Annotated in this window: 23 protein-coding genes and 1 pseudogene; 14 read left to right on the forward strand and 10 right to left on the reverse strand. The window is 70.9% G+C overall.

Features of this window, described 5'->3' with window-relative positions:
* Positions 1–101 precede the first annotated feature (101 nt).
* The 8 genes from ACIA5C_RS18660 to ACIA5C_RS18695 all read left to right on the forward strand — a co-directional run bounded on the left by ACIA5C_RS18660 (position 102) and on the right by ACIA5C_RS18695 (position 11,611).
* A complete protein-coding gene (locus ACIA5C_RS18660; protein WP_396056109.1) occupies positions 102–950 on the forward strand; it encodes a MurR/RpiR family transcriptional regulator in 849 nt (282 codons plus the stop codon).
* 10 nt (positions 951–960) lie between these two features.
* Positions 961–2,589: a urocanate hydratase gene (gene hutU, locus ACIA5C_RS18665; protein WP_396056111.1), complete on the forward strand. Its 1,629-nt coding sequence runs from the start codon at positions 961–963 to the stop codon at positions 2,587–2,589.
* The gene (locus ACIA5C_RS18670) at positions 2,586–3,764 is read left to right on the forward strand and encodes an allantoate amidohydrolase (protein WP_396056113.1); all 1,179 of its coding nucleotides are present in this window, start codon (positions 2,586–2,588) and stop codon (positions 3,762–3,764) included. Before hutU ends, ACIA5C_RS18670 begins: the two co-directional genes overlap by 4 nt.
* Entirely contained in the window at positions 3,761–5,053 is a 1,293-nt protein-coding gene (locus ACIA5C_RS18675) for a formimidoylglutamate deiminase (RefSeq protein ID WP_396056116.1), read from the forward strand. Before ACIA5C_RS18670 ends, ACIA5C_RS18675 begins: the two co-directional genes overlap by 4 nt.
* 120 nt (positions 5,054–5,173) lie before the next feature.
* On the forward strand, positions 5,174–6,331 hold the full coding sequence (hutI, locus tag ACIA5C_RS18680) for an imidazolonepropionase (protein WP_396056118.1): 1,158 nt from the start codon (positions 5,174–5,176) through the stop codon (positions 6,329–6,331).
* Complete coding sequence (gene hutH, locus ACIA5C_RS18685; RefSeq protein WP_396056120.1) at positions 6,328–7,851, forward strand: histidine ammonia-lyase; 1,524 nt, start codon at positions 6,328–6,330, stop codon at positions 7,849–7,851. Before hutI ends, hutH begins: the two co-directional genes overlap by 4 nt.
* 13 nt (positions 7,852–7,864) lie before the next feature.
* Positions 7,865–9,208: an FAD-dependent oxidoreductase gene (locus ACIA5C_RS18690; RefSeq protein ID WP_396056122.1), complete on the forward strand. Its 1,344-nt coding sequence runs from the start codon at positions 7,865–7,867 to the stop codon at positions 9,206–9,208.
* A gap of 81 nt (positions 9,209–9,289) precedes the next feature.
* Complete coding sequence (locus ACIA5C_RS18695) at positions 9,290–11,611, forward strand: leucine--tRNA ligase (RefSeq protein ID WP_396056124.1); 2,322 nt, start codon at positions 9,290–9,292, stop codon at positions 11,609–11,611.
* Between the two features lie 13 nt (positions 11,612–11,624).
* On the opposite strand, the gene rdgB is transcribed toward ACIA5C_RS18695, so the two are convergent.
* From rdgB to ACIA5C_RS18715, 4 genes are all read right to left on the reverse strand, one after another.
* A complete protein-coding gene (gene rdgB, locus ACIA5C_RS18700) occupies positions 11,625–12,239 on the reverse strand; it encodes an RdgB/HAM1 family non-canonical purine NTP pyrophosphatase (protein WP_396056126.1) in 615 nt (204 codons plus the stop codon).
* Positions 12,236–12,964: a ribonuclease PH gene (gene rph, locus ACIA5C_RS18705; protein WP_396056128.1), complete on the reverse strand. Its 729-nt coding sequence runs from the start codon at positions 12,962–12,964 to the stop codon at positions 12,236–12,238. The genes rdgB and rph overlap by 4 nt, the downstream gene beginning before the upstream one ends.
* 65 nt (positions 12,965–13,029) lie before the next feature.
* Entirely contained in the window at positions 13,030–14,223 is a 1,194-nt protein-coding gene (locus tag ACIA5C_RS18710) for a glycosyltransferase (protein ID WP_396056130.1), read from the reverse strand.
* A 70-nt stretch (positions 14,224–14,293) separates the two neighbouring features.
* The gene (locus tag ACIA5C_RS18715) at positions 14,294–15,040 is read right to left on the reverse strand and encodes an MBL fold metallo-hydrolase (protein WP_396056132.1); all 747 of its coding nucleotides are present in this window, start codon (positions 15,038–15,040) and stop codon (positions 14,294–14,296) included.
* 257 nt (positions 15,041–15,297) lie between these two features.
* Between ACIA5C_RS18715 and ACIA5C_RS18720 the strand changes: the two genes are divergently transcribed.
* Positions 15,298–15,708, forward strand: a complete 411-nt coding sequence (locus ACIA5C_RS18720) for a hypothetical protein (RefSeq protein WP_396056135.1) — start codon at positions 15,298–15,300, stop codon at positions 15,706–15,708.
* A 72-nt stretch (positions 15,709–15,780) separates the two neighbouring features.
* Here the strand turns inward: ACIA5C_RS18720 and ACIA5C_RS18725 are convergent, their stop codons facing one another.
* The 5 genes and pseudogenes from ACIA5C_RS18725 to clpS all read right to left on the reverse strand — a co-directional run bounded on the left by ACIA5C_RS18725 (position 15,781) and on the right by clpS (position 18,534).
* The gene (locus tag ACIA5C_RS18725; RefSeq protein WP_396056137.1) at positions 15,781–16,746 is read right to left on the reverse strand and encodes a PLP-dependent cysteine synthase family protein; all 966 of its coding nucleotides are present in this window, start codon (positions 16,744–16,746) and stop codon (positions 15,781–15,783) included.
* A gap of 21 nt (positions 16,747–16,767) precedes the next feature.
* On the reverse strand, positions 16,768–17,112 hold the full coding sequence (locus ACIA5C_RS18730) for a MoaD/ThiS family protein (RefSeq protein ID WP_396056139.1): 345 nt from the start codon (positions 17,110–17,112) through the stop codon (positions 16,768–16,770).
* Between the two features lie 56 nt (positions 17,113–17,168).
* Positions 17,169–17,659, reverse strand: a pseudogene (locus ACIA5C_RS18735) (Mov34/MPN/PAD-1 family protein).
* Positions 17,660–17,725: 66 nt separating this feature from the next.
* The gene (locus ACIA5C_RS18740) at positions 17,726–18,226 is read right to left on the reverse strand and encodes a DUF2017 domain-containing protein (protein WP_396056141.1); all 501 of its coding nucleotides are present in this window, start codon (positions 18,224–18,226) and stop codon (positions 17,726–17,728) included.
* A 17-nt stretch (positions 18,227–18,243) separates the two neighbouring features.
* Positions 18,244–18,534 (reverse strand): ATP-dependent Clp protease adapter ClpS, encoded by a 291-nt coding sequence (gene clpS, locus ACIA5C_RS18745; RefSeq protein WP_396056143.1) that lies wholly within the window; start codon positions 18,532–18,534, stop codon positions 18,244–18,246.
* A 105-nt stretch (positions 18,535–18,639) separates the two neighbouring features.
* On the opposite strand from clpS, the gene ACIA5C_RS18750 reads away from it, so the two are divergent.
* The 3 genes from ACIA5C_RS18750 to ACIA5C_RS18760 all read left to right on the forward strand — a co-directional run bounded on the left by ACIA5C_RS18750 (position 18,640) and on the right by ACIA5C_RS18760 (position 21,918).
* Positions 18,640–19,926: a nicotinate phosphoribosyltransferase gene (locus ACIA5C_RS18750; RefSeq protein ID WP_396056145.1), complete on the forward strand. Its 1,287-nt coding sequence runs from the start codon at positions 18,640–18,642 to the stop codon at positions 19,924–19,926.
* A 9-nt stretch (positions 19,927–19,935) separates the two neighbouring features.
* On the forward strand, positions 19,936–20,517 hold the full coding sequence (locus tag ACIA5C_RS18755) for a nicotinamidase (RefSeq protein ID WP_396056147.1): 582 nt from the start codon (positions 19,936–19,938) through the stop codon (positions 20,515–20,517).
* Between the two features lie 102 nt (positions 20,518–20,619).
* Positions 20,620–21,918 carry an MFS transporter gene (locus tag ACIA5C_RS18760; RefSeq protein ID WP_396056149.1) on the forward strand — a complete coding sequence of 433 codons (1,299 nt, stop codon included), beginning with the start codon at positions 20,620–20,622 and terminating at the stop codon, positions 21,916–21,918.
* A 265-nt stretch (positions 21,919–22,183) separates the two neighbouring features.
* On the opposite strand, the gene ACIA5C_RS18765 is transcribed toward ACIA5C_RS18760, so the two are convergent.
* Entirely contained in the window at positions 22,184–22,873 is a 690-nt protein-coding gene (locus tag ACIA5C_RS18765; protein ID WP_396056151.1) for a formylglycine-generating enzyme family protein, read from the reverse strand.
* On the opposite strand from ACIA5C_RS18765, the gene ACIA5C_RS18770 reads away from it, so the two are divergent.
* Together ACIA5C_RS18770 and ACIA5C_RS18775 are read left to right on the forward strand one after the other, a co-directional pair.
* A complete protein-coding gene (locus tag ACIA5C_RS18770) occupies positions 22,872–23,195 on the forward strand; it encodes a DMT family transporter (protein WP_396056153.1) in 324 nt (107 codons plus the stop codon). The genes ACIA5C_RS18765 and ACIA5C_RS18770 overlap by 2 nt on opposite strands.
* The gene (locus ACIA5C_RS18775; RefSeq protein WP_396056155.1) at positions 23,192–23,794 is read left to right on the forward strand and encodes a TetR/AcrR family transcriptional regulator; all 603 of its coding nucleotides are present in this window, start codon (positions 23,192–23,194) and stop codon (positions 23,792–23,794) included. Before ACIA5C_RS18770 ends, ACIA5C_RS18775 begins: the two co-directional genes overlap by 4 nt.
* Positions 23,795–23,836 lie beyond the last annotated feature (42 nt).

Here is a 23,836-nt window from a genome sequence, read left to right on the forward strand (position 1 = left end):
CTCGCACGGCTTCCGGGACGGTAGCAGTTTCTTCGACGGATCAAGCACACGGCCGACCGGAAGCCTGGCGTGTTGAAAGTTTCTATGCATAGATTGGTACCGTGAATGACGGACCGGTCAGGACGGCCGAGCGGGTGCTCGACCTCTTTCATGGTGCGCGGCTGACGCCCACCCAGCGGCGCATCGCGCACTGCCTGATGGAGCACGCGCAGCGGGTGGCCTACCTGTCGGCATCCGAGGTGGCCGACCTGGCCGGAGTCAGCCAGCCCTCGGTGACCCGCTTCGCGATGGCGCTGGGCTACGAGGGCTATCCTGCACTCCGCAAGGAGCTGCGCTGGCTCGCCGTCGACGAGGCTCCGCAGCAGGAGTCCGAGCACAACCCGATGCAGCTCGCCGTGCAGGCCGAGGCCGACCATCTGGTGCGGCTCCGCGATCAGCTCGGGCGGCTCGACGACGTCGAGCGGGCGGCCCGGCTCCTGGTCGAGACGCCGGTCCTCGCGGTGATCGGGCTCCGCGCCGCCGCCCCCCTGGTCGGCTATTTCGGATATTTTGCCGCCAAGGTGCGGCCCGACGTGCGAATACTCGACACCGGCGGCACCAACCTGCTCGACCGGCTCGACCAGGCCCGGCATGCCGGCGCGTCGGCGGTGCTGGCGGTGGTGCTCCCCCGCTACCCGAAGGAGTCCCTCGACGCGATCCGCGAGGCGAAGGAGGCCGGCCTCGCCGTCGTGGTGATCACCGACTCGGCGGTCAGCCCGGCCGCGCAGGCCGCCGACGTGGCGCTGCCCGCCGCGGTCGGCACCCAGCTCGTGTTCGACCTGCACACCGGGCCGATGGCGATGGCGATGGTGCTGCTGCAGGCGATGTGCGACGCCGATCCGGAGCCGGCGCAGCGCCGCCTGGAAGAGTTCGAGGCGGCCGCCACCCGACGTCACATTTTCGAAGCCTAGGAGGCGAGCAGTGGAGATCCGGGCACCGCGCGGCAGCACGTACACGGCGCAGGGCTGGCCTCAGGAGGCCGCCAAGCGCATGTTGATGAACAACCTCGATCCCGAGGTCGCCGAGCGGCCCGAAGATCTGGTCGTCTACGGCGGCACCGGGCGGGCGGCCCGCGACTGGCCGTCCTTCCACGCGATCGTGCGCGAGCTCGACGAGCTCAAGGGCGACGAGACGCTGCTGGTGCAGTCCGGGCGGCCGGTCGGCGTGTTCCGCACCCACGAGTGGGCGCCGCGGGTGCTGATCGCCAACTCCAACCTCGTCGGCGACTGGGCGACCTGGCCCGAGTTCCGCCGGCTGGAAAAGCTCGGCCTCACCATGTACGGCCAGATGACCGCCGGCTCGTGGATCTACATCGGCACCCAGGGCATCCTCCAGGGAACGTACGAGACGTTCGCCGCGGTCGCCGCCAAGCGCTTCAACGGCAGCCTGGCCGGCACCCTCACGCTGACCGCGGGCTGCGGCGGCATGGGCGGCGCCCAGCCCCTCGCGGTCACCATGAACGGCGGCGTGTGCCTGATCGTTGACATCGACCGCTCGCGGCTCGAGCGCCGCCTTCACAACCGCTACCTCGACGTCATCGCCGATGATCTCGACGACGCGGTGCGGCGGGCCGAGCAGGCCAAGGCCGACCGCTCGGCCGTCTCCATCGGTGTCGTCGGCAACGCCGCGGTCGTCTTCCCCGAGCTGCTCGTCAAGGGCGTCGGCATCGACATCGTCACCGACCAGACCAGCGCCCACGACCCGCTGAGCTACATCCCGGTCGGGGTCGAGCTCGACGACGCCCGAGATCTCGCCCGCGACAAGCCGGAGGAGTTCACCGACCGCGCGCGGGCGAGCATGGCCCGCCACGTCGCGGCCATGGTCGGCTTCCTCGACGCCGGCGCCGAGGTCTTCGACTACGGCAACTCGATCCGCAGCGAGGCCAAGGCGGGCGGGTTCGAGCGCGCGTTCGACTTCCCGGGCTTCGTCCCGGCGTACATCCGGCCGCTCTTCGCCGAAGGCAAAGGCCCGTTCCGCTGGGCCGCCCTCTCGGGTGACCCCAAGGACATCGCCGCGACCGACCGCGCGATCCTCGAACTCTTCCCCGACAACGAGCAGCTCGCGCGCTGGATCAAGATGGCCGGCGAACGGGTCGCCTTCCAGGGCCTCCCGGCCCGCATCTGCTGGCTCGGCTACGGCGAACGCGACAAGGCCGGCGTCCGCTTCAACGACATGGTCGCCGGGGGCGAGATCAGCGCGCCGATCGTGATCGGCCGCGACCATCTCGACTCGGGATCGGTCGCCTCGCCCTACCGCGAGACCGAGTCGATGATGGACGGCTCCGACGCGATCGCCGACTGGCCGCTGCTCAACGCGATGATCAATACCGCGAGCGGCGCCAGCTGGGTCTCGATCCACCACGGTGGCGGCGTCGGCATCGGCCGGTCGATCCACGCCGGTCAGGTCTGCGTGGCCGACGGCACCGAGCTGGCCGGTCAGAAGATCGAGCGGGTGCTGACCAACGACCCGGGCATGGGCGTCATCCGCCATGTCGACGCGGGCTACGAGTCGGCCGCGGCGGCCGGCGTCCACATCCCGATGAAGCGATGAGCGCCGAAGCCTTCACGGCCCTGTGGGCCGAGATCGAGAGCATCGGCCGCGCCGACGGCGGCGGCTACCTGCGCTACGCGCTGACCGAGCCCGAACTGGTGCTCCGCGACTGGTTCCGCAACCAGGCCGACCGGCGTGACATGCCGGTGACCGAGGACGGCAACGGCAACCTGTTCGCCTGGTGGGGCGATCCGTGGGGGCGCAACGCGGTGCTCACCGGCTCACACTTCGACTCGGTCCCGCACGGCGGCGGCTACGACGGCCCGCTCGGCATCGTCAGCGCCTTCCTGGCCGTCGACCAGTTGCGCGCCGCGGGCCACCGACCGGGCCGCCCGATCGCGATCGTCGCCTTCGTCGAGGAGGAGGGCGGCCGGTTCGGCGTGCCCTGCCTCGGTTCCCGGTTGATGACGGGCGCGATCGAACCGGCCGCGGCGGCCCGGCTGACCGACCGCGACGGCGTCACCTTCGCCGAGGCGCTCGGCACCGAACCGGCGGGCCGGCTCCCCGAGTTGCAGAGCCGCATCGGAGGCCTGGTCGAGCTGCACATCGAGCAGGGCCGGGCGCTCGACGTCCCGGTCGGCGTGGCCAGCGCGATCTGGCCGCACGGCCGCTGGAGATTCGACTTCACCGGCCGGGGCGACCATGCCGGCACGACCCGGATGAGCGACCGCAACGACCCGATGCTGACCTTCGCCTACACGGTGCTGGCGGCCAACAAGGAGGCCCGGCTGGCCGGCGCGCACGCCACCGTGGCGCGGGCCGAGATCACGCCGAACGCCACCAACGCCATCCCGTCGCTGGTCCGCGCGTGGCTGGACGCCCGGGCTGCGGACACGCCGACGCTCGAGACACTGGTCGAGGCGGTCATCAAGCGGGCGGAAGATCGCGCCGGGCGGGATGGCACCGGGGTGAGCGTGACGCCGGAATCGGTCAGCGCCGAGGTCGCTTTCGACACCTCGTTCGCGCAGGGGATCGCGAAATGGCTCGGCGGCGCACCGATTCTGCCGACCGGCGCCGGCCACGACGCGGGCGTGCTCTCCGCGCTGCTGCCGGCGGCAATGCTCTTCGTGCGCAATCCGACCGGCGTCTCGCATTCGCCGGCCGAGCACGCCGAGGACGCCGACTGCGCGGCCGGTGTCGAGGCACTCGCGGCCGTCCTGAAAGAACTGTCATGACGGTCTTCCACGCCGCGTACGCCTGGGTGGGTGATCGCATCGCCCGGAACGTGCGCATCGAGACGGCCGGCGGCCGGATCACCGCGGTGGCCCCCGATCAGCCGGCCGAAGGCGAGCAACTGCCCGGTCTCGTGCTGCCCGGCCTGGCCAACGCGCATTCGCACGCTTTCCATCGGGCGCTGCGCGGGCGCACGCACGATCAGCGCGGCAGCTTCTGGACCTGGCGCGACCTGATGTACCAGGTCGCCGGAAACCTCGATCCCGACAGCTACTTCGCGCTCGCCCGGGCCGTCTACGCCGAGATGGCATTGTCGGGCATCACTGCGGTCGGCGAATTCCACTACCTGCACCACACGCCGGGCGGCACGCCCTATGCCGATCCCAACGCGATGGGCGAGGCTCTGATCGCGGCGGCCGCCGACGCCGGCATCCGAATCACCCTGCTCGATACGCTCTATCTCTCGTCCAGTGTGGACGGAAAGCCGTTGACCGACCCTCAGAGTCGCTTCGGCGACGCCGATGCCGAGGCCTGGGCCGAACGGGTGGCCAAGCTTTCCGATGCCCCGCACGCCACGATCGGGTCGGCCATCCATTCCGTACGCGCGGTGCCCGCGCGACATCTCACGGGTCTGATCGTGCGCGGCCCGCTGCACGTCCACGTCTCCGAGCAGCGGGCCGAAAATGAGCAGACACGCGCGGTCCACGGCTGCACGCCGACCGAACTGCTCGACCGCCACGGGCTGCTGCGGGCCGGCACGACCGCGGTCCACGGCACCCATCTCAGCGACGACGACATCGAGACGCTGGCCCGCACCGGCACCGGTGTCTGCTTCTGCCCGACGACCGAACGCGACCTCGCCGACGGCATCGGACCGGCGCGGGCCCTCGCCGACGCGGGTGTCAGGCTCAGCCTGGGCAGCGACAGCCAGGCCGTACTCGACATGTTCGAGGAGATGCGCGGCCTCGAGATGAACGACCGGCTGGCCAGCGAGCAGCGGGGCCGTTTCACGACCGCCGAGTTGACCGGCGCGGCGACCCGCCACGACGCGCTCGGCTGGGACGACGCCGGAGCCATCGCGCCCGGCATGCGAGCCGACCTGGTGGTGGTGCGGCTCGACAGCGTGCGGACGGCCGGGGCCGGCCCGGGCGGTGCGATCTACGCGGCGACCGCGGCCGACGTCAGCCACGTGATCGCCGACGGCCGCCCGATCGTCGTCGACGGCCGGCACGTCAGCATCGACGCACCCCGCGAACTCGACACGACGATCCGGGCGGTGATCACGGCATGAGCGCCCTTATCAATGCAGGCCGCGAACTGCAAACGGCGAGCCGGGCGGTGGTCACGGCATGAGCGCCCTTATCGATGCAGGCCGCGAACTGCAAACGGCGAGCCGGGCGGTGGTCGGGGCATGAGCGTTCTTGTCGATGACATCGGTGAGCTCGTCACCAATGGCGAAGGCGAGGGCCCGCTGGGCCTGCGGCGCGACGCGGCGATCGTGATCGACGGTGACCGCGTCGCCTGGGTCGGGGCGCGCAGCGCGGCGCCGGCCGCCGACGCGCGGATCGACGCCCGGGGGGCGACGGTGCTGCCCGGGTTCGTCGACAGCCACTCCCATCTGGTCTTCGCCGGTGACCGGGCGCCCGAGTTCGCGGCCCGGATGGCCGGCGAGCCCTACACCGGAGGCGGCATCCGCACCACGGTCGCGGCCACTCGTGAGGCGAGCGACGAGGTGCTGCGCCGCGGGGCCGGTCGGCTGGTCGGCGAGGCCCGGCGGCAGGGCACGACCACGATCGAGATCAAGAGCGGGTACGGGCTCAACGTCGACGACGAGGCCCGGTCGTTGCGGATCGCCGGCGAGCTGACCGGCGAGACGACTTTCCTCGGCGCGCACGTGGTCCCGGCCGAATATGCGGGGCGCGCCGACGACTACGTCGCGCTCGTCGCCGGGTCGATGCTGGACGGCTGCGCGCCGTACGCGAAGTGGGTTGACGTCTTCTGCGACCGCGGCGCGTTCGACGAAGAGCAGGCCCGCACCGTGCTGACGGCCGGCGCGAAGCGCGGCCTCGGCCTTCGGGTGCACGCCAACCAGCTGGAGGCAGGTCCGGGCGTGCGGCTCGCGGTCGAACTGGGCGCGGCGAGCGCCGACCACTGCACCCACCTGACCGACGCCGACGTCGACGCGCTGGCCGGCTCGACGACCGTGGCGACGCTGCTGCCGGGGGCCGAGTTCTCCACCCGCTCGACCTATCCCGACGCCCGCCGGTTGATCGACGCCGGCGTGCGCGTGGCGCTGGCGACCGACTGCAATCCCGGCTCCTCCTACACCAGCTCGATGCCGTTCTGCATCGCTCTCGCCGTCCGCGACATGGGGATGACCCCGGCCGAGGCGGTCCGGGCGGCGACCGCGGGCGGCGCGGACGCGTTGCGCCGCCACGACATCGGGCGCCTCGTGGTCGGCGCCAAGGCCGACCTGACGGTGCTCGACGCGCCGTCCCACCTGCACCTGGCCTACCGGCCGGGCGTCCATCTGATCCGGACCGTTCTGCACGACGGGGTGCTCCAATGATCGTCACAGTGAAAACCACGGGCGTCACGCCCGCCGACGTCCTGCTCGTGGCCCGCGGCGACGCCCGGGTCGAAATCGACCCGGCGACCGTCGAGGCGATGGCGACCAGCCGCGCCATCGTCGACAACATCGAGGCCTCGGGCCGCCCGGTCTACGGCGTGTCGACCGGCTTCGGCGCGCTCGCCAGCACGTCGATCGCGCCCGAACGCCGCGCCGAGCTGCAGCACGCGCTGATCCGTTCGCATGCGGCGGGGATCGGCGAGCCGATGCCGCGCGAGGTGGTGCGGGCGATGATGCTGCTGCGGCTGCGCTCGCTCGCGCTGGGCCGTTCCGGTGTCCGCCCGGTGCTCGCCCAGGGCCTGGCCGACCTGCTCAACCACGACGTCACGCCGTGGGTGCCGGAGCACGGCTCGCTCGGCGCGTCCGGCGACCTCGCACCGCTGGCTCACTGCGCGCTCGTGCTGCTCGGCGAGGGCTGGGTGATGGCCAAGGACGGCGCCCGGCAGAGCGCGGCCGAGGCCCTGCACGCGGCCGGGATCGAGCCGCTCACGCTCGCGGCCAAGGAAGGCCTCGCGCTGATCAACGGCACCGACGGCATGCTCGGCATGCTGCTGCTGGCGATCGACGACGCCCGGCACCTGTTCACGATGGCCGACGTGACCGCGGCGCTGGCGATCGAGGCGATGCTCGGCTCGGAGCGGCCGTTCCTGCCCGAGCTGCACGAGATCCGGCCGCATCCGGGGCAGGCGGCGTCGGCGGCCAACATCCGTTCGCTGCTGCAGAACTCGCGCATCATGGACTCGCACCGCGACAACCTCGATCACGCGGTGCAGGACGCCTATTCGATGCGCTGTGCGCCGCAGGTGGCCGGGGCGGCTCGCGACACGCTCGACTTCGTGGTCTCGGTGTGCGGCCGTGAACTGGTGTCGGTGGTCGACAACCCGGTCGTGCTGCCGGACGGCCGGGTCGAGTCGACCGGCAACTTCCACGGGGCGCCGCTCGGCTTCGCGGCCGACTTCCTGGCCATCGCGGCGGCCGAGGTGGGTGCCATCTCCGAGCGGCGGGTCGACCGGCTCCTCGACGTGACCCGATCGCGTGAGCTGCCGCCGTTCCTCTCCCCGGACGCCGGGGTCAACTCGGGCCTGATGATCGCGCAGTACACGGCGGCCGGGATCGTGGCCGAGAACCGGCGACTCGCCGCACCGGCCTCGGTCGACTCGCTGCCGACCAGCGGCATGCAGGAGGACCACGTCTCGATGGGCTGGGCCGCGACGAAGAAGCTGCGTACGGTCCTCGACAACCTGACCAGCCTGCTCGCGGTCGAGCTGCTGGCGGCCGTACGCGGCCTGCAGCTGCGGGCGCCGCTGACGCCGTCGGCGGCCGGGCGGGCCGCGATAGCGGCGGTCGAGCCGTTCGCCGGCCGGCCCGGGCCCGACATTTTCCTCGCGCCGGTGCTGGAGCAGGCCAGGGCGGTCGTCGGGGGCCGCGAGCTGCGGGAGTCCCTCGGCGAGCTTTTGTAGCTAATCTGCCACTGTGGAAAACACGGCCGTAGTCATCGGCGCCGGAATGGCGGGGCTGGTGGCCGCCCGCGTGCTCAGCGATCGTTTCACGACCGTCGTCGTGCTCGACCGTGACGCCCTGCCGACCGGGCCCGACCCGCGGCGGGGCGTCCCCCAGGGCACTCAGCCGCACATCCTGCTCGTCTCCGGCCTGCAGGAGCTGACCGGGCTGTTTCCGGGCTTCGACGACGAGCTGGTCGCGTCCGGCGGCACCCGCCTCGACACCGGATCCGGCCTGTGCACCTACCGGTACGACCGGCGCTGGCCGCAGGAACCGGTCGGCTACGAGCTGATCTCGGTGAGCCGCCCGCACCTGGAAGCGCTGGTGCGGGCCCGGGTCGTGGTGCTGCCCGGCGTGGAGATCCGGGACGAGACCGCGGTGTCCGGCCTGGCCGGTGCCGACGGAAGGGTCACCGGCGTGGTGCTCGACTCCGGCGAGACCCTCGCGGCCGACCTGGTCGTCGACTGCAGCGGCCGCGGTGCGCGCTCCGACCGCTGGCTGGCCGCGCTCGGTCTGCCCGCGCCCGAGCAGGTCGAGATCAAGGTCGGCGTCTCCTATTCCACCCGCGTCTATCGGCGCCGGCCCGGCGATCTGCCCGGCTGGCAGGCCGCCTTCACGCTGCCCACGGCACCGGCCGAGAAGGCGACCGGGCTCGCCGTCCCGATCGAGGGAGACCGCTGGCTGATCGGCATGGGCGGCTGGCACCTGGCCGACCCGCCCACCGACCCGGCGGCTTTCGAGGCGGCCGCCCGCAGCCTGCCCGACCCGATCATCGCCGACCTGCTGACCCGGGCCGAGCCGCTCAGCGACGTGGTGATGTTCCGGTTCCCGTCCAGTCGGCGACGGTTGTTCGAGAAGCTCGACCGGCTGCCGGTCGGCTATGTGGCGCTGGGCGACTCGGTGTGCAGCTTCAACCCGATCTACGGGCAGGGGATGACCTGCGCCGCCCGCGAGGCAACCGCTCTCGGGGCGGCGCTCGACGCGCATTCCCCGGAGTCGTTCGCCCGGCACTACTACGCGGCGGTGGCCGCGCTGGTGGCGATCCCGTGGAGTTTCGCGGTCGGCAGCGACTTCGGCTATCCGGAGACCACCGGCCCGCGGCCGCGGGGCATCGCACTCCGCAACTGGTTCTCGCGGCGCATTGCGTACGCTTCCCAGGTCGACTCCGAGGTCAACCGCGCCTTCGTCGGGGTGCAGCAGCTGCTGGTCCCGCCGGACGTCCTGTTCAAGCCACGGTTCGTGCTGCGGGTGCTGAGGCAGGCCCGACGCCGGCTCCGCTCGGAGGCACCGCCCCTCACCGCCGCCGACCGCTCCTGACCCCTGACCGGCCGGCGTGTCGTGCTCGCCGGGCGTGGGAAATCGACTGCGCGGCCACTGAGGGGTCGTTAAGGTCCCGGCATGGCGATCGAGGGGTACGACTTCGAGGCGATGCAGCGGCGGTGGCAACCGGTCTGGCAATCGCTCGATCTCTTCACGCCCCGCGATCCCGGCGCGGCGTCCCGCGGGCGGCGCTATGTCGTCGACATGTTCGCCTACCCGTCCGGCGATCTGCACATGGGTCACGCCGAGGCCTACGCGTTCGGCGACGCCATCGCCCGCTACTGGATCCAGCGCGGCTACGACGTGCTGCACCCGATCGGCTGGGACTCGTTCGGGCTGCCGGCCGAGAACGCGGCGATCAAACGCGACCAGCACCCGGCCACCTGGACGTACGCCAACATCGAGACCCAGGCGGAGTCGTTCCGCCGGTACGCGCTGAGCGTCGACTGGCGCACCCGCCTGCACACCTCCGACCCCTCCTACTATCGCTGGACCCAGTGGTTGTTCCTGCGGTTCTTCGAACGCGGCCTGGCCTATCGCGTCCGCGCGGCGGTCAACTGGTGCCCCGCCGACCAGACCGTGCTGGCCAACGAGCAGGTCATTGCCGGCCGCTGCGAGCGCTGCGGCACCGAGATCGTCCGCCGGGATCTGACGCAGTGGTTCTTCCGCATCACGTCCTATGCCGACCGCCTGGTGGACGACCTGGACGCCCTGACCGGCCACTGGCCCGAGCCGGTCCTGACCATGCAGCGCAACTGGATCGGCCGTTCCCGGGGCACCTATCTGGAGTTCGCCTTGGAAGACGACGACCGGACGGTCACCGTCTTCACCACTCGCCCCGACACCGTCCGGGGCGTGACCTTCCTGGCCGTAGCCCCCGATTCCCCTCTGGCGTCCGAGCTGTGCGCGCCGACGCAACGGGCGGCGCTCGACGCGTACGGCAGAACGGCCGTCGGGGTCGGTGTCCCGCTGGGCCGTTCGGCCCGGCATCCGTTGACCGGTGCATCGATCCCGATCTACGTCGCCGGCTACGTCCGGCCGGATCACGGCACCGGGGCGATCATGGGTGTCCCGGCCCACGACGATCGCGACCGTGTCTTCGCCGAGGCCTTCGGCCTGCCCGTGGTCGACGCCCCGCTGCTGGAGCCGGCCGAGGCCGGCCGGGTCGGCCGGGCCGGCACCAGCTTTCGCCTGCACGACTGGCTGGTGTCCCGGCAGCGGTTCTGGGGTTGTCCGATTCCGATCGTGCATTGCCCGGCCTGCGGCGAGGTGCCGGTGCCCGACGATCAGCTGCCGGTCACGCTGCCCGACATGCGGGGCGCCGCGCTGACCCCGCGCGGCGAGTCGCCGCTGGCCGCCAACCGGGAGTGGACGTCGGTGCCGTGTCCCCGCTGCGGCCGCCCCGGCACCCGCGACACCGACACGATGGACACGTTCGTCGACTCGTCGTGGTACTTCCTGCGCTACCCCTCGATCGATTACCAGGACGGCCCGTTCGATCCCGAGGCCACGAGGCGCTGGCTGCCGGTCGATCAGTACGTCGGCGGCGTCGAGCACGCGATTCTGCACCTGCTGTACGCCCGCTTCTTCACCAAGGTCCTGCACGACATGGGCCTGGTCGATTTCGTCGAGCCGTTCCGTGCCCTGCTCAACCAGGGGCAGGTGATCTTGAACGGCGCGGCTATGAGCAAGTCGAAGGGCAACCTGGTCGATCTGAGCGAGCAGCTGGCCACGTACGGCGTGGACGCCGTGCGCCTGACCATGGTCTTCGCCGGCCCGCCGGAAGACGAGATCGACTGGGCGGACGTCTCCCCGGCCGGTGCCGTCCGCTTTCTGTCCCGCGTCCTGCGCCTGGCCGATGATGTGGAGGCGCCCCTGCGCCTGGCCGATGATGTGGAGGCGCCGGCCGGGCCGGCTGATCCGGCGCTGCGCCGCACGACCCACCGCCTGCTGCAGGAGATCACCGGCCTGGTCGAGGCGCACCGCTTCAACGTGGCCGTCGCCCGCACGATGCAACTGGCCAACGCGGCGCGCAGGGCGATCGACGAGGGCGGCGCGGCACGCGAGGCGGTCGAGGCCATAGCTGTGGTTTTGTCGCTGTTCGCGCCATACACAGCCGAGGAGATGTGGTCGCGCCTGGGCCACCGACCCGGCATCGCCCGCGCCGGCTGGCCGGCCATCGACCCCGCGCTGGCGGCGGAGGAGACCGTCGTCTGCGCCGTCCAGATCAACGGCAAGGTCCGCGACCGCCTGGAGGTGGCGCCCGACATCAGCGAGGAGGCCCTGACGGTTCGCGCCCTGGACTCTCCGAGCGTGATCGCCGCAGTAGCCGGCCGGCGCATCACGCGCACGATCGTCCGCCCACCGAAGCTGGTCAACCTGGTCATCCCGGCCCCGTGAAGCCGGGCCGGACTCAGCTCGGCAGTTCCTTGGCGATCACCTTGGCCAGCTCCCGGAACGCCTTGCCCCGGTGGCTGATCGCGTCCTTCTCGGCCGGGTTGAGCTCCGCGTTGGTGCGGTTCTGCCCGTCGCCCACGAAGATCGGGTCGTAGCCGAAGCCGCCCTCGCCCCGCCGGGACCGCAGGATCTTGCCGGCCTGCCGGCCCTCGACCAGGTGCTCGCGTCCGTTGGGCAGCACCAGGGCCGCCGCGCACACGAACGCCCCGCCCCGATGCTGGTCGGGCACGTCGCTGATCTGGCCGAGCACCAGGTCGAGGTTGGCCTGGTCGTCGCCGTGCCGGCCGGCCCAGCGGGCGCTGAGCACCCCGGGCATCCCGTTGAGAGCGTCGACCGCGAGCCCGGAGTCGTCGGCCACCGTGGGCAGCCCGGTGCGGGACACCCCGGCCCGCGCCTTGATCAGCGCGTTTTCGCCGAAGGTCAGACCGGTCTCGGGAACGTCCGGATAGTCGTCGAACTCGGCCAGCCCGACCAGGCTGACCCGGTTGTTGCCGAGCGCCGAGTCGAGGATGCGCTGCAGCTCGACCAGCTTTTTCTTGTTGGCGGTGGCGAGCAGCAGCTTGGCGCTCATTGGGCCAGTGCCTTCTGCTGGGCGGCTGCCAGCTCCGCGCAGCCGAGGACACCCAGGTCGAGCAGCGCATCCATCTGGTCGCGGCGGAACACGCCGTTCTCTCCGGTGCCCTGCACCTCGACGAAATCGCCGTCGCCGGTGCACACCACGTTCATGTCGACCTCGGCCGACACATCCTCCAGATACATCAGGTCGAGCCGCGGCTCGCCGTCGATGATGCCGACGCTGACCGCCTGGATCGAGCGGTGCATGACCTTTTCGACCTTGCCGGCCAGCGACTTGCGGTCGGCCAGCCAGCTCACCGCGTCGTGCAGAGCGACGTAGGCCCCGGTGATCGCGGCGGTGCGGGTGCCGCCGTCGGCCTGCAGCACGTCACAGTCGAGAACGACCGAGTTTTCGCCCAGCGCCTTGAGGTCGAGGCAGGCGCGCAGGCTGCGCCCGATCAGCCGGGAGATCTCGTGGGTGCGCCCGCCGACCTTGCCCTTGATGCTCTCGCGGTCGCCCCGGGTGTTGGTCGCGCGGGGCAACATCGCGTATTCGGCGGTGACCCAGCCGAGGCCGGAGCCCTTGCGCCAGCGCGGAACCCCCTCGGTCACGCTGGCCGTGCAGAGCACCCGGGTGTTGCCGAACTCGACGAGAACCGAGCCTTCAGGATGGATGCTCCAGCTCCGGGTGAGGGTCACGGGACGCAGCTGATCGGCCGCTCGGCCGTCGGGTCGTGCCATGTCTCAACCCTATGCTCTGCGTCACCGGACCGCTTCGCCCGGGCCACCCCTGTGGATAACCCGCGTCAGGTCGCGGGAGCCCCCGGCCCGGGAACGGCCGGCCGCAGCACCGCGCCGGGACGCTGCCGGCTGATCGTCACCGGACCGGCGGCCGGCGCGGGCATCGCGCCGTGCGCCTGGAGGAACCCCTCGACGGCCTGCGGCCATCCGAAATTCTCGGCCCGGTCCCGGGCCACCGCCCGTCGCTCCCGCTCCGGGCGTGCCATCAGGGCGCGTACGCCGTCGGCAAACGCCTCCGCCGTCCCGGCCACCGCGACCCCCGCGTCGCCGATCACCTCGGGAAGCGCGCTCGCGTCGTTGACCACCACCGGCGTGCCGCAGGCCAGCGCCTCGAGCGCGGCCAGCCCGAACGTCTCCACCGGTCCCGGCGCCACCACCACGTCGGCGCTGGCCAGCAGCGCCGCCACGTCGGCCCGCTCGGCGATGTGCCCGGCGAAGCGCACCGGCAGCCGGGCCGAGCGGTAGGCGAGCGCCGCCCGCCGGGTGCCGTCGCCGGCCACCACGAGCACGGCCGGCACCTTGGCGTTGCGCAGCGCGGCGAGCGCGTCGACCGCCAGCTCGGGCCGCTTGGCCGCGGAGAGCCGACTGCAGAACACCAGGAGCAGCTCGCCGGGGCGCGCGTAGCGGGAGCGGACGGTCTCGTCGGCCCGGCTCGGATGGAACATGTCGAGGTCGACGCCGAGCGGGATCTCGACCAGGTTGGGCACGCCGAGGCGGCGGAACTCGGTCGCGGCGAACGCGGTCGTGCAGACGATCTGGTCGAACGCCTCGGCCGTACGCAGGTTGAGCCGGTCGGCGACCGAGTCGCGCATCGGCATGCCCCAGACGCCGAGCAGCCCGGCCAGGCTCTCGTGCGAGACCATCATCGACCCGACGCCGCGCTGCCGGGCCCAGCCGCCGGTCCAGCGCAGGGTGGCCCGGTCGGAGACCTCGATGCGGTCGGGTTCGAGCTCGTCGAGGAGCCGGGTCAGCTCGCGCCGGCCGGCCATCACGCGGTAACCACCGGTGCGCGGCAGAGGTGCGCTGGGCAGCGTGATGACGCGGCCCTGGGAGGTCATGTCGTCGGAACGCTGCCGACCGGGAACGATCAGCACCGCCTCGTGCCCGGCGCGCTGATATCCCTCGCCGAGACTGCGGAGGGTCGTTCGCAGGCCACCGGAATGGGTCGTCACGAAGTTGGCCAGGCGAACGATGCGCATGCAGCAAACTCCAAGATCACAGTCCGGTCGTGCAGAACGTCCTCTAAGCCGTTCCGCCCCCCAGCCCGGCTCAGAGATCGTACCGGGCGCCCGGGCGGACGACCTCAACCGGCCCCGCGTATGCAGCCGCCGCGGCATCCACAATAGATGCCTCCGAGACCCACGCGGGGACGAGATGCGTGAGCAGCAATCGCCCGACGTCGGCTTTCGTCGCCGCCTCGCCCGCTTCGCCGCCGGTCAGGTGCAGTCCGGGCGGGTTGTCGGCGCCGTCCAGGTAACTGGCCTCGCACAGGAAGATGTCGGCTCCGGCGGCGAGGCGCAGAAGCGCCTCGCACGGCGCGGTGTCGGCGGAATAGGCGAGGATTTTGCCGCCCTGCTCCACGCGTACGCCGTAGGTCTCCACCGGATGATTGACCTGATCCACCGTGACCGAAAACGGCCCGATCGGAAACGTGCCCGGCTGAAGGCCGTAGAACGTGTAGACGTCGTCGATCGGTTCGTTGTCGCCGCTGTAGGCGGTGGAGATCCGCTCGGCCGCTCCGAGCGGCGCATAGACCGGAATCGGTGGCTTGGGGCCGGCCGGGTCATAGCGCCGAACCACCACGTAAAGGCACGCGTCGAACATGTGGTCGCAGTGCAGATGCGTCAGGAGGATCGCGTCGACGCCGTTCACGTCCGAATACCGCTGGAGCGCGGAGAGCGAGCCCGATCCGAAGTCGATGAGCAGGCGGAAGCCCTCGGCCTCGAGGAGATAGGCGGAACAAGCCGCCTCGGGGCCGGGAAAACTGCCGGCGCAGCCGAGAACGGTCAGTCGCATACGGGTCCCTTTGGCTCACGCTGGGTCGACCACGCTCCGCCCGACCGGTCCGTGGTGCAGTCGGCAGACCAGTCATTCACGTGGCGAAGCGTACGCCGGAAGCAGCATGCCACGTAAACGTCTGATCGATTTGTCGCTAAATCGACAACGTACATCACACCGCCCGTGACCTCGGCCATTAACGCAATTCCCGTTACGTCCGGTGAGTCGTTTGCGTTGCACAAAGTGAGGACTTGTGGACAGGAGACGGGGGCAACGTGACCACGGTCGAGCAGGGCCGCACCACGCACACCGAAGCGACGACGATCATGCCGTTCGGTGCGTGGGAGACTACACCGATCATCGGCGGATTCGGTGACGACGAGATACTTTTCCGCTTTCCGGCGGCGGACGATCCGGCACCGGCACCAGCCCGGCTACTGGGCATGTCGCTCTATGCCGCCGCTTTAGGGCTGACCGGCATCGGCGTCGGCGCACGCGGGCTTCTGACGGCATTGGGCGGCACGCCGTTCTGGTTCATGCCCGCCTTGGCGATGCTCAGCCTGGTCAGCGTGGCCGCGGCAGTCGGCGCGTTCCTGTCCATCCATCGACCGTCGTTACCGTGGATGTTGCTCCTCGGCGCTTCCGTTCCGATGGCCGGCGCGGTGTTGCTCGCCACGCTCTATTAACGAATTGCGCCCGGCCGCGGAAGGAACGCTAATTCCTGCGGCCGGGCGTACGGAACACAACAAAAGGGCGCGTCACGCCCAGAGTTGTCCTTCGAGGGCCTCTTCGGCGTCATTGAGGGTGCCGCCATAGGCACCGGTCGACAGATACTTCCAGCCGCCGTCCGCAATCAGGAACGCGACATCGGCCCGGCGCCCCGCCTTGACCGCCTCGTGCGCCACCGCGAGCGCGGCGTGCAGAATCGCACCGCTGGAGAAGCCGGCGAAGATGCCCTCGACCTCGACCAGCTGGCGGGTGCGCAGCACGGCGTCGCGGGTGCCGACCGAGAAGCGGCGGTCGAGCACGGTCGCGTCGTACAGCTCCGGGACGTAGCCCTCGTCGATGTTGCGCAGGCCGTAGACCAGCTCACCGTACCGCGGCTCGGCGGCGATGATCTGGATGCCCTCGACCTTCTCCCGCAGGTATCGGCCGGTGCCCATCAGCGTGCCGGTGGTACCCAGGCCGGCCACGAAATGGGTGATGGTCGGCAGGTCCTGCAGCAGCTCGGGACCGGTGGTCTCATAGTGTGCGCGGGCGTTGGCCGGGTTGCCGTACTGGAACAACATCTTCCAGTCCGGATGCTCGGCCGCGATCTGCTTCGCCGTCGCCACGGCCTGATTGGAGCCTCCGGCGGCGGGCGAGAAGATGATTTCCGCGCCGTACATCCGAAGGAGCTGGACCCGCTCGGCCGAAACGTTCTCCGGCATGACGCAGACCAGGCGATAGCCTCGCAGCTTCGCCACCATGGCCAGCGAGATGCCGGTGTTTCCGCTGGTCGGCTCCAGGATGGTGTCACCCGGTCGGAGGTGGCCCGACTCCTCGGCCTCGCGCACCATGAACATGGCCGGGCGGTCCTTGACGCTGCCGGTCGGGTTGCGATCCTCCAGCTTGGCCCAGAGCCGCACCGGCGGTGCCCCGTCGGGCACCGTCGGCGACAGGCGGGGCAGGCCGACCAGCGGCGTGCCCCCCAAGGCGTCGAGCAGGCTCTCGTAGCGAGCCATTTTAATCAGCCTTCAGTCTTCTCAGGGGCGGCGGTCGGGGTGGTTGGACGGGCAGCGCCCGAGCAGCGCCGCGGCGGCCGCGAAGCCGAGCGCGCCACCGGCCACGGCCGGCAGAATGGTGATCGAGTCGCCGTCGTTGAGCTTGGCGTCGAGCGCACCGAGGAACCGGACATCCTCGTCGTTGACGTAGATGTTGACGAACCGGTGCAGGCCGCCCTCGGGCGTGATGAGCCGGCCCTTGAGGCCGCTGTGCTTGCTGTCGAGATCGTCGATCAGGCCGGCGAGCGTGTCGCCCGCACCCTCGACGATCTTGGCGCCGCCGGTGTAGCTGCGCAGGATGGTGGGAACGCGAACTTCGATGGCCATGGCAGTGAATGCTCCTCGTTTGAGGTCGAACAGAGGACGGGTCTACTGAGGTGTCGTCAGCGACACTCGTAGACCACTGTCACCGGGCTCTGCCCGAACATGTACGACTGCACAGCGCAAACGTTCACGCGTCAACCGTCGCATCCACGATGTTGACCTCTTCCTCGGTTACCACACCGTCCACGATGCGGAACGAGCGGATCTCCTCGGAGTCCGGCTCGCGAGTCGAGACCAAAACGTAGTGGGCACCCGGCTCGCCGGCGAACGAGATGTCCGTCCGGGAGGGGTACGCCTCGGTCGCCGTGTGCGAGTGGTAGATGACCACCGGCTCCTCGTCGTTGTCGTCCATCTCGCGCCACACGCGCAGCTGCTCGAGGGAGTCGAACTCGTAGAAGGTCATCGACCGGGCGGCATTGTCCATCGGGATGAGGCGGGTCGGCAGGTCGCCGCCGACCGGCCCGGCAACCACGCCGCAGGCCTCGTCGGGGTGATCCCGGCGGGCGTGAGCGACGATCGCGTCGACGATCGCACTGTCGATGGTCAGCACGAGGTTCACATTACCTTTGTATTTCGCGGCCCAGGAGTGGCCGTGCACACACCGCGGACCCGGGGGTCAGTCGATCTCCGGAATCGCGTTCAGCAGCGACTCCTGCAGGTAGCCCAGGTACGCGTAGACGCTGAGCTGGAAGACCCGGCTGGAACCGGGATCGTCCAGGAGCGCCTCGTCCAGTTCCTCGCTCAGATCGGTCTCGGCCGAGATGCCGAGCCGGGTGCCCATCGCCAGCCGGGCATCGTTGATCGCCCGCAGCCAGGCCTCGGCGGCCTCCCCGTCGAGGCGTACCTCTCCCTCGCCCTCGTCGGGCAGGGCCGCGAGAATCGCGCCGGCCTGATCGATCTTGCCGGTCTTCAGATCGCCCTCGGTGTATTGCCGGAACTCGCTCGAGTCCTCCGGGCGATCCGGGTAAATGTCGGGGAAGAGCCGGGAGACCACCGGATCACCGTGGTCCATCCCGTCGGTCAGAAGTGCCACCACCTCGCCGGCGACCTTGCGCAGCACGCGCACCTCATCGACGGCGAAGGTGGCCACGCAATGGCTCCCCTTGCGTCGGAACATCAGCTCTCCAGATGAGTTCAGGACCGGTCGACCGTCGCCCAGAGACCGTATCCGTGCAGTCGGTTGGCGTCCATTTCCATACGCTCCCGGGCACCGACGGAGACCACCGCTCTGCCCTTGGTGTGCACGTCCATCATCAGCTTCTCGGCCTTGTCCTTGCTGTAGCCGAACAGCTTCTGAAAAACCCAGGTCACGTACGACATCAGGTTTACCGGATCGTCCCAGACGATGGTGACCCAAGGTGAGTCACCGGCCGGCAATTCCTCGATCCCCGGCGTCTCGACGGGAGCGACCTGTGGCAACGCCATGCCCCCCATGGTGCCACCGGTTGCCGCCGATCGGTGAATCGGAGCACCGAACCGCAGGTCATGACGACCTTCGTAAGGAGCGGTTTCCTGCAATAGGGTGGTCGGGTGGACTCCTTCGCCCCCGCGCTGCTCACCGATCAGTACGAGCTGACCATGGTCAGCGCCGCGCTCCGGGACGGCACCGCCGACCGGCACTGCGTCTTCGAGGTGTTCGCGCGGCGCCTGCCGACCGGCCGCCGCTACGGCGTGGTCGCCGGCACCGGCCGCCTGATCGAACTCATCCGCGACTTCCGCTTCAGCCCCGCCGACGTCGATTTCCTGCGCCGGGCGCAGGTCGTCGACGACAACACCGCCGCCTGGCTGGCGGCTTATCGGTTCTCCGGCGACATCGAGGGGTACGCGGAGGGCGAGCTGTTCTTCCCCGGATCCCCGATCCTGACCGTGTCCGGCACCTTCGCCGAGTGCGTGGTGCTCGAGACGCTGATCCTGTCCGTGCTCAACCACGACAGCGCGATCGCCGCGGCCGCCGCGCGCATGGTCACCGCCGCGCGCGGCCGCCCGATCATCGAGATGGGCTCCCGGCGCACCCACGAGGACGCCGCGGTCGCCGCCGCCCGGGCCGCCTACCTGGCCGGCTTCGCCTCGACCTCCAACCTGGCGGCGGGCGCGCGCTACGGCATACCGACCACCGGCACGTCGGCCCACGCGTTCACGCTGCTGCACGACAGCGAGCCGGCCGCTTTCGGCTCCCAGGTCGCGGCCCTGGGCAAAAACACGACACTGCTCGTCGACACGTACGACATCGCGCAAGGCATTCGCAATGCCATCGCCACCGCCGGCCCGGGTCTGCGCGCGGTCCGCATCGACTCCGGCGACCTGTCGGTGCTCGCCCAGCACTCCCGCGAGTTGCTCGACTCGCTCGGCGCCCCCGACACCAAGATCGTCGTTTCCGGCGACATGGACGAGTACGCGATCGCCGCGCTCGCCGCCGAGCCGGTCGACATGTACGGCGCCGGCACCGCGGTGGTCACCGGCTCCGGCGCGCCGACCGCCGGCCTCGTCTACAAGCTCGTCGAGGTCGAAGGCAAACCCGTGGTCAAACGCTCGGAAAACAAGGCCACCGTCGGTGGCCGCAAGACTGCCGTACGCCGTCACAAGCCCACCGGCACCGCCACGGAGGAGATCATCCTCTCCCAGCGCGCGCCGCAGCACGAGGCCAACGACCGGCTGCTCCAGCGGCCGTTCATCACCGCGGGCGAGCCGGCCGAGATGCCCACGCTGGCCGATTCCCGCGAACACCTCCGGCAGTGCCTGATCTCGATACCGTGGGAGGGTCTCAAGCTCTCCGCCGGAGATCCGGCCATCCCCGTCACGATCGTCCCGACCACCTGAGGGGTCCCGATGTCCCGTGCGCTGATCATCGTCGACGTACAGAACGACTTCTGCGAGGGCGGCTCGCTCGCGGTGCCGGGCGGCGCCGCGGTCGCCAAGGGCATCTCGCTGGTGCTCGGCAAGACCCGGCAGCGGTGGGACCACGTGGTCGCCACCAAGGACTGGCACATCGACCCGGGTAACCACTTCAGCGAGCACCCCGACTACCTCGACTCCTGGCCCGCCCACTGCGTGGTCGGCTCGTCGGGCGCCGAGTTCCATCCCGAGTTGCGGACCGACGAGATCGAGGCGGTCTTCCACAAGGGCGAGCACAAGGCGGCCTATTCGGGCTTCGAGGGCAGAACCGAGGCGGGCGAGACCCTCGCCGACTGGTTGCGGTCCCGGTCGGTGACCGAGGTCGAGGTCGTCGGCATTGCCACCGACCATTGCGTACGCGCGACCGCGCTCGACGCGAAGGCGGAGGGTTTCGCCACCACGGTCGTCCTGGAACTGACCGCCGGCGTCTCGGCCGGCACCACCGAGGCCGCGCTCGAAGAGTTCCGCACCGCGTCCGTCGACACCACCGGTGCACCGATCGTCGATCCGGTGTGACCTGGGCACTTTCGCCCTGATTTCCGACCGTGAGCTCGCTTAAAGCAGTTGGATAAATGTCGTACCTCCGAGGCAGGATGACGGTCGGAGGTCAGGACTGTCATGCTGCTCAAGCCTTACCGGGAGACGCTCGCGCTGCCCGGGCTCAAATCGCTGCTCGCGGTGGCGACGCTCGCCCGGATGCCGATCGCTGCCGGCGCGGTGGTCCTGACCCTGCACGTCGTCACCGACCTCGGCCGGGGCTACGGCGCGGCCGGCCTGGTCGGCGCCGCATGGACGATCGGCGGCTCGGCCGGCGCGCCGGTGCTGGGCCGCCTCGTCGACCGCCGCGGCCTGCGCATCGTGCTGGTGCTCACCACGGTCGCCGAGGTGCTGTTCTGGGCCCTCACCCCGACCCTGCCCTACTGGGCTCTGCTGGTCGCCGCGCTGGTCGGCGGCCTCCTGGCGCTGCCCGCGTTCGCGGTGGCCCGCCAGTCGGTGGCCGCGCTGACCCCCGAGTCGCACCGGCTGCCCGCCTTCGCACTCGACTCGATCACCACCGAGCTGTCGTTCATGGCCGGCCCGGCGCTCGGTGTCCTGCTCGCCACCGGCCCCGGCCCGCACATCGCCATGTACGCGCTGGCCGCCGGCATCGGCGTCTCGGGCCTCGGCCTGTGGCTGCTCAACCCGCCGGTCCGCGCCGCGCACGAGACCCCGATCGAGGCCGGCGAGCGCATCCCCCGCCGCTCGTGGCTGCGCCCCCGCTTCCTGGCCGTGCTGGCCGTGACGATGGCCGCCACCCTGGTCCTCTCCGGCACCGACGTCAGCGTGGTCGCCGTCCTGCGGTCCAACGGCGAGCTGTCGTGGACCGGCCTGGTGATGTCACTCTGGGCGTTCTATTCGCTGCTCGGCGGCTTCGCATACGGCACACTCCGCCGCCGCTTCCCGGCCGTCTTCATGCTCGCCCCGATGGCCGTCCTGACAATCGTGGTCGGCATCGGCGGCGCCCACTGGTGGCTCATCGCCATCCTGCTGATCCCGGCCGGCGCCCTCTGCGCACCGACGATCACGGCCAGCGCCGACGCGGTCAGCCGGATGACCCCGGCGGGCGCCCGCGGCGAGGCGATGGGCCTGCACAACTCGTCGCTCACGGTCGGCGTGGCGCTGGGCGGCCCACTCGCCGGCCTGGCGGCCGACCACCTCTCCCCGCCGTGGGGTTTCGTGGCGGTCGGCGGAGCCGGCGCCCTGATCGCCCTGGCAGTCCTCCCGATCGAACTACGCCGCCACTCCGCCGAGACCGTCGTCGCGGCCCGGCCCGCCGTGGCCGACGTGGTCGAGCCGCTCGACACCTTGACGCCGGCCGAGGCGGTCGGCGCCCAGGCGGGGCCGGCCGGAGCCGTTCCCCCGCGCGACTCGCGCTAGCCAGCCGGCGCCGGCCGCCCAGCCCACGCCGGCCTACCCACCCCACGTTGACCCCACCCCACGTTGACCCCACCCCACGTTGACCCCACCCCACGTTGACCCCACCCCACGTTGACCCCACCCCACGTTGACCCACCACTCGGTGGCCCACCAATCGGTGGCCCGGCCCGGCCCGCGCCGGCCCCCCTCTCGTCGGCCTGGCCCGGGTTGGCCCAGCCTGCATCCGCCCGGCCCGAGTTGGCCTGGCCTGCATCCGCTCGGCCGGTCACGGGCCGGTGCGGGCTACGCGGAAGCCGACGTCGTCGACGCGGAAGGTCGGGTGGCTGCGGCGGCGGACGCCGGCCCGGCAGCTCCACGGCTCGTCGAACCAGCCGCCGCCGCGCAGCACCCGGTAGGAACCGTAGACGTCGGAGTCGTAGAGGTCCCAGCACCAGTTCCAGACGTTGCCGAGCATGTCGTGGAAGCCCCACGCGTTGGCCTGCTTCTCGCCCACGTCGTGGCTTCGCTCGCCCGAGTTGCCGCGATACCAGGCGATCTCGTCGAGCGGGCCGTACCGCGGTCCGCTCGTGCCGGCCCGGCACGCGAACTCCCACTCCGCCTCGGTCGGCAGGCGGTATCCGTCGGCCTCCGCGTCCCAGGTGACCTCGTCGTCGCCGGAGTAGGCCGGCGTCAGCCCCTCGCGAAGCGATCGCGCGTTGCAGTAACTAATCGCGTCGCTCCACGAGACCCCGTCGACCGGGCACCGGTCCCGTCGGCTCGCGCTCGGCCACTCCCCGAGCACCTCGGCGTAGCCGCCCTGGGTCACCGGCACCGACGCCAGGCGGAACGGCGCGAGGTCGAGCGTCCAGGAGCTTTGCGTACGCCGGTCGGACAGGGTCACACGGCCGCCCGGCACCGAGATCATCGACATCTGTACGATCGTACTAGTACGTCCGTACAGAAAGTGGGTAAGCATGGTGGCCTACCTGTACCTCCTTGCGGCGATAGCCGCCGAGGTCTTCGCGACGAGCACGATCAAGAGCACTGACGGCTTCACCCGGCTCTGGCCGACGCTGGCCTGCGCGGCCGGCTACCTGATCTCCTTCGTGGCGCTGGCCCAGGCTGTGAAGGGCGTGCAGGTCGGCGTCGCGTACGCGATCTGGTCCGGCCTCGGCACCGCCGCGATCGTGGCGATCGGCGCCGCCTTCCTGGGCGAACCGATCACCGTGACCAAGGTGACCGGCATGGCCCTGATCATCGCCGGCGTGGTCACCCTCAACCTGAACGGCTCCCATTGACCGCCGCGACCCGGACCGGACCGCCGGAACGCCGCACCCGCAACCCGGAGGCGCGGCGGGCCGCCCTCGCCACCGCGGTGATCGAGGTGATCGCCGAGGCCGGCATCGGCCGGACGACACACCGGGCGGTCGCGGCCCGGGCGGGACTCCCCCTGGGCGCGACAACCTACTACTTTCCCACCCTCGACGACCTGATCGCCGCCGGTCTGAGGCAGGCCACCGAACATCTCCAGGCCGACCTCGCGCAGCGAGCAACCACCCTGCGCGACGCGCGCGACCTGCCGGTCGGGCTGACCGAGCTGGCGCTCAGCTACCTGCAGGATCGGGGTCAGACCCAGATCGAGTACGAGCTTTTCGTCGCGGCCGCCCGCGACCCCGCCCTCCGCCCGCTGGCCGAGACCTGGCTGACCGGCATGGCCGAACTCCTTGAACCACACGTGGGCCGTGCCAAGGCCCGCATGATCGTCGCCCTCCTCGACGGCGTCATGCTGCATGCCCTGGTCACCGCCACTCCGCTCGACCCGGCACCGTTGACGGCGGCGCTCCGCGCCCTGATCCCGGTGGACAACCCGGCAAAAATGTCAGACCCGGCTGATTGACTGGCCCCCACCCAGACAGGGCGAGGCGGGGTCGAGCGCGGC

The sequence above is a fragment of the Actinoplanes sp. NPDC051343 genome (assembly GCF_044455125.1).
Lineage (GTDB): Bacteria > Actinomycetota > Actinomycetes > Mycobacteriales > Micromonosporaceae > Actinoplanes.

Excerpts from the sequence above, each read along its gene's own strand:
- hutI (WP_396056118.1), top strand. The coding sequence starts at position 5,174 with ATGAGCGTTCTTGTCGATGACATCGGTGAGCTCGTCACCAATGGCGAA.
- ACIA5C_RS18715 (WP_396056132.1), bottom strand. The coding sequence starts at position 15,040 with ATGCGACTGACCGTTCTCGGCTGCGCCGGCAGTTTTCCCGGCCCCGAG.
- ACIA5C_RS18725 (WP_396056137.1), bottom strand. The coding sequence starts at position 16,746 with ATGGCTCGCTACGAGAGCCTGCTCGACGCCTTGGGGGGCACGCCGCTG.
- ACIA5C_RS18710 (WP_396056130.1), bottom strand. The coding sequence starts at position 14,223 with ATGCGCATCGTTCGCCTGGCCAACTTCGTGACGACCCATTCCGGTGGC.
- ACIA5C_RS18740 (WP_396056141.1), bottom strand. The coding sequence starts at position 18,226 with ATGTTCCGACGCAAGGGGAGCCATTGCGTGGCCACCTTCGCCGTCGAT.
- hutH (WP_396056120.1), top strand. The coding sequence starts at position 6,328 with ATGATCGTCACAGTGAAAACCACGGGCGTCACGCCCGCCGACGTCCTG.
- ACIA5C_RS18670 (WP_396056113.1), top strand. The coding sequence starts at position 2,586 with ATGAGCGCCGAAGCCTTCACGGCCCTGTGGGCCGAGATCGAGAGCATC.
- ACIA5C_RS18695 (WP_396056124.1), top strand. The coding sequence starts at position 9,290 with ATGGCGATCGAGGGGTACGACTTCGAGGCGATGCAGCGGCGGTGGCAA.
- ACIA5C_RS18755 (WP_396056147.1), top strand. The coding sequence starts at position 19,936 with ATGTCCCGTGCGCTGATCATCGTCGACGTACAGAACGACTTCTGCGAG.
- ACIA5C_RS18770 (WP_396056153.1), top strand. The coding sequence starts at position 22,872 with ATGGTGGCCTACCTGTACCTCCTTGCGGCGATAGCCGCCGAGGTCTTC.
- ACIA5C_RS18675 (WP_396056116.1), top strand. The coding sequence starts at position 3,761 with ATGACGGTCTTCCACGCCGCGTACGCCTGGGTGGGTGATCGCATCGCC.
- ACIA5C_RS18760 (WP_396056149.1), top strand. The coding sequence starts at position 20,620 with ATGCTGCTCAAGCCTTACCGGGAGACGCTCGCGCTGCCCGGGCTCAAA.
- ACIA5C_RS18765 (WP_396056151.1), bottom strand. The coding sequence starts at position 22,873 with ATGCTTACCCACTTTCTGTACGGACGTACTAGTACGATCGTACAGATG.
- rdgB (WP_396056126.1), bottom strand. The coding sequence starts at position 12,239 with ATGAGCGCCAAGCTGCTGCTCGCCACCGCCAACAAGAAAAAGCTGGTC.
- ACIA5C_RS18730 (WP_396056139.1), bottom strand. The coding sequence starts at position 17,112 with ATGGCCATCGAAGTTCGCGTTCCCACCATCCTGCGCAGCTACACCGGC.
- rph (WP_396056128.1), bottom strand. The coding sequence starts at position 12,964 with ATGGCACGACCCGACGGCCGAGCGGCCGATCAGCTGCGTCCCGTGACC.
- clpS (WP_396056143.1), bottom strand. The coding sequence starts at position 18,534 with ATGGCGTTGCCACAGGTCGCTCCCGTCGAGACGCCGGGGATCGAGGAA.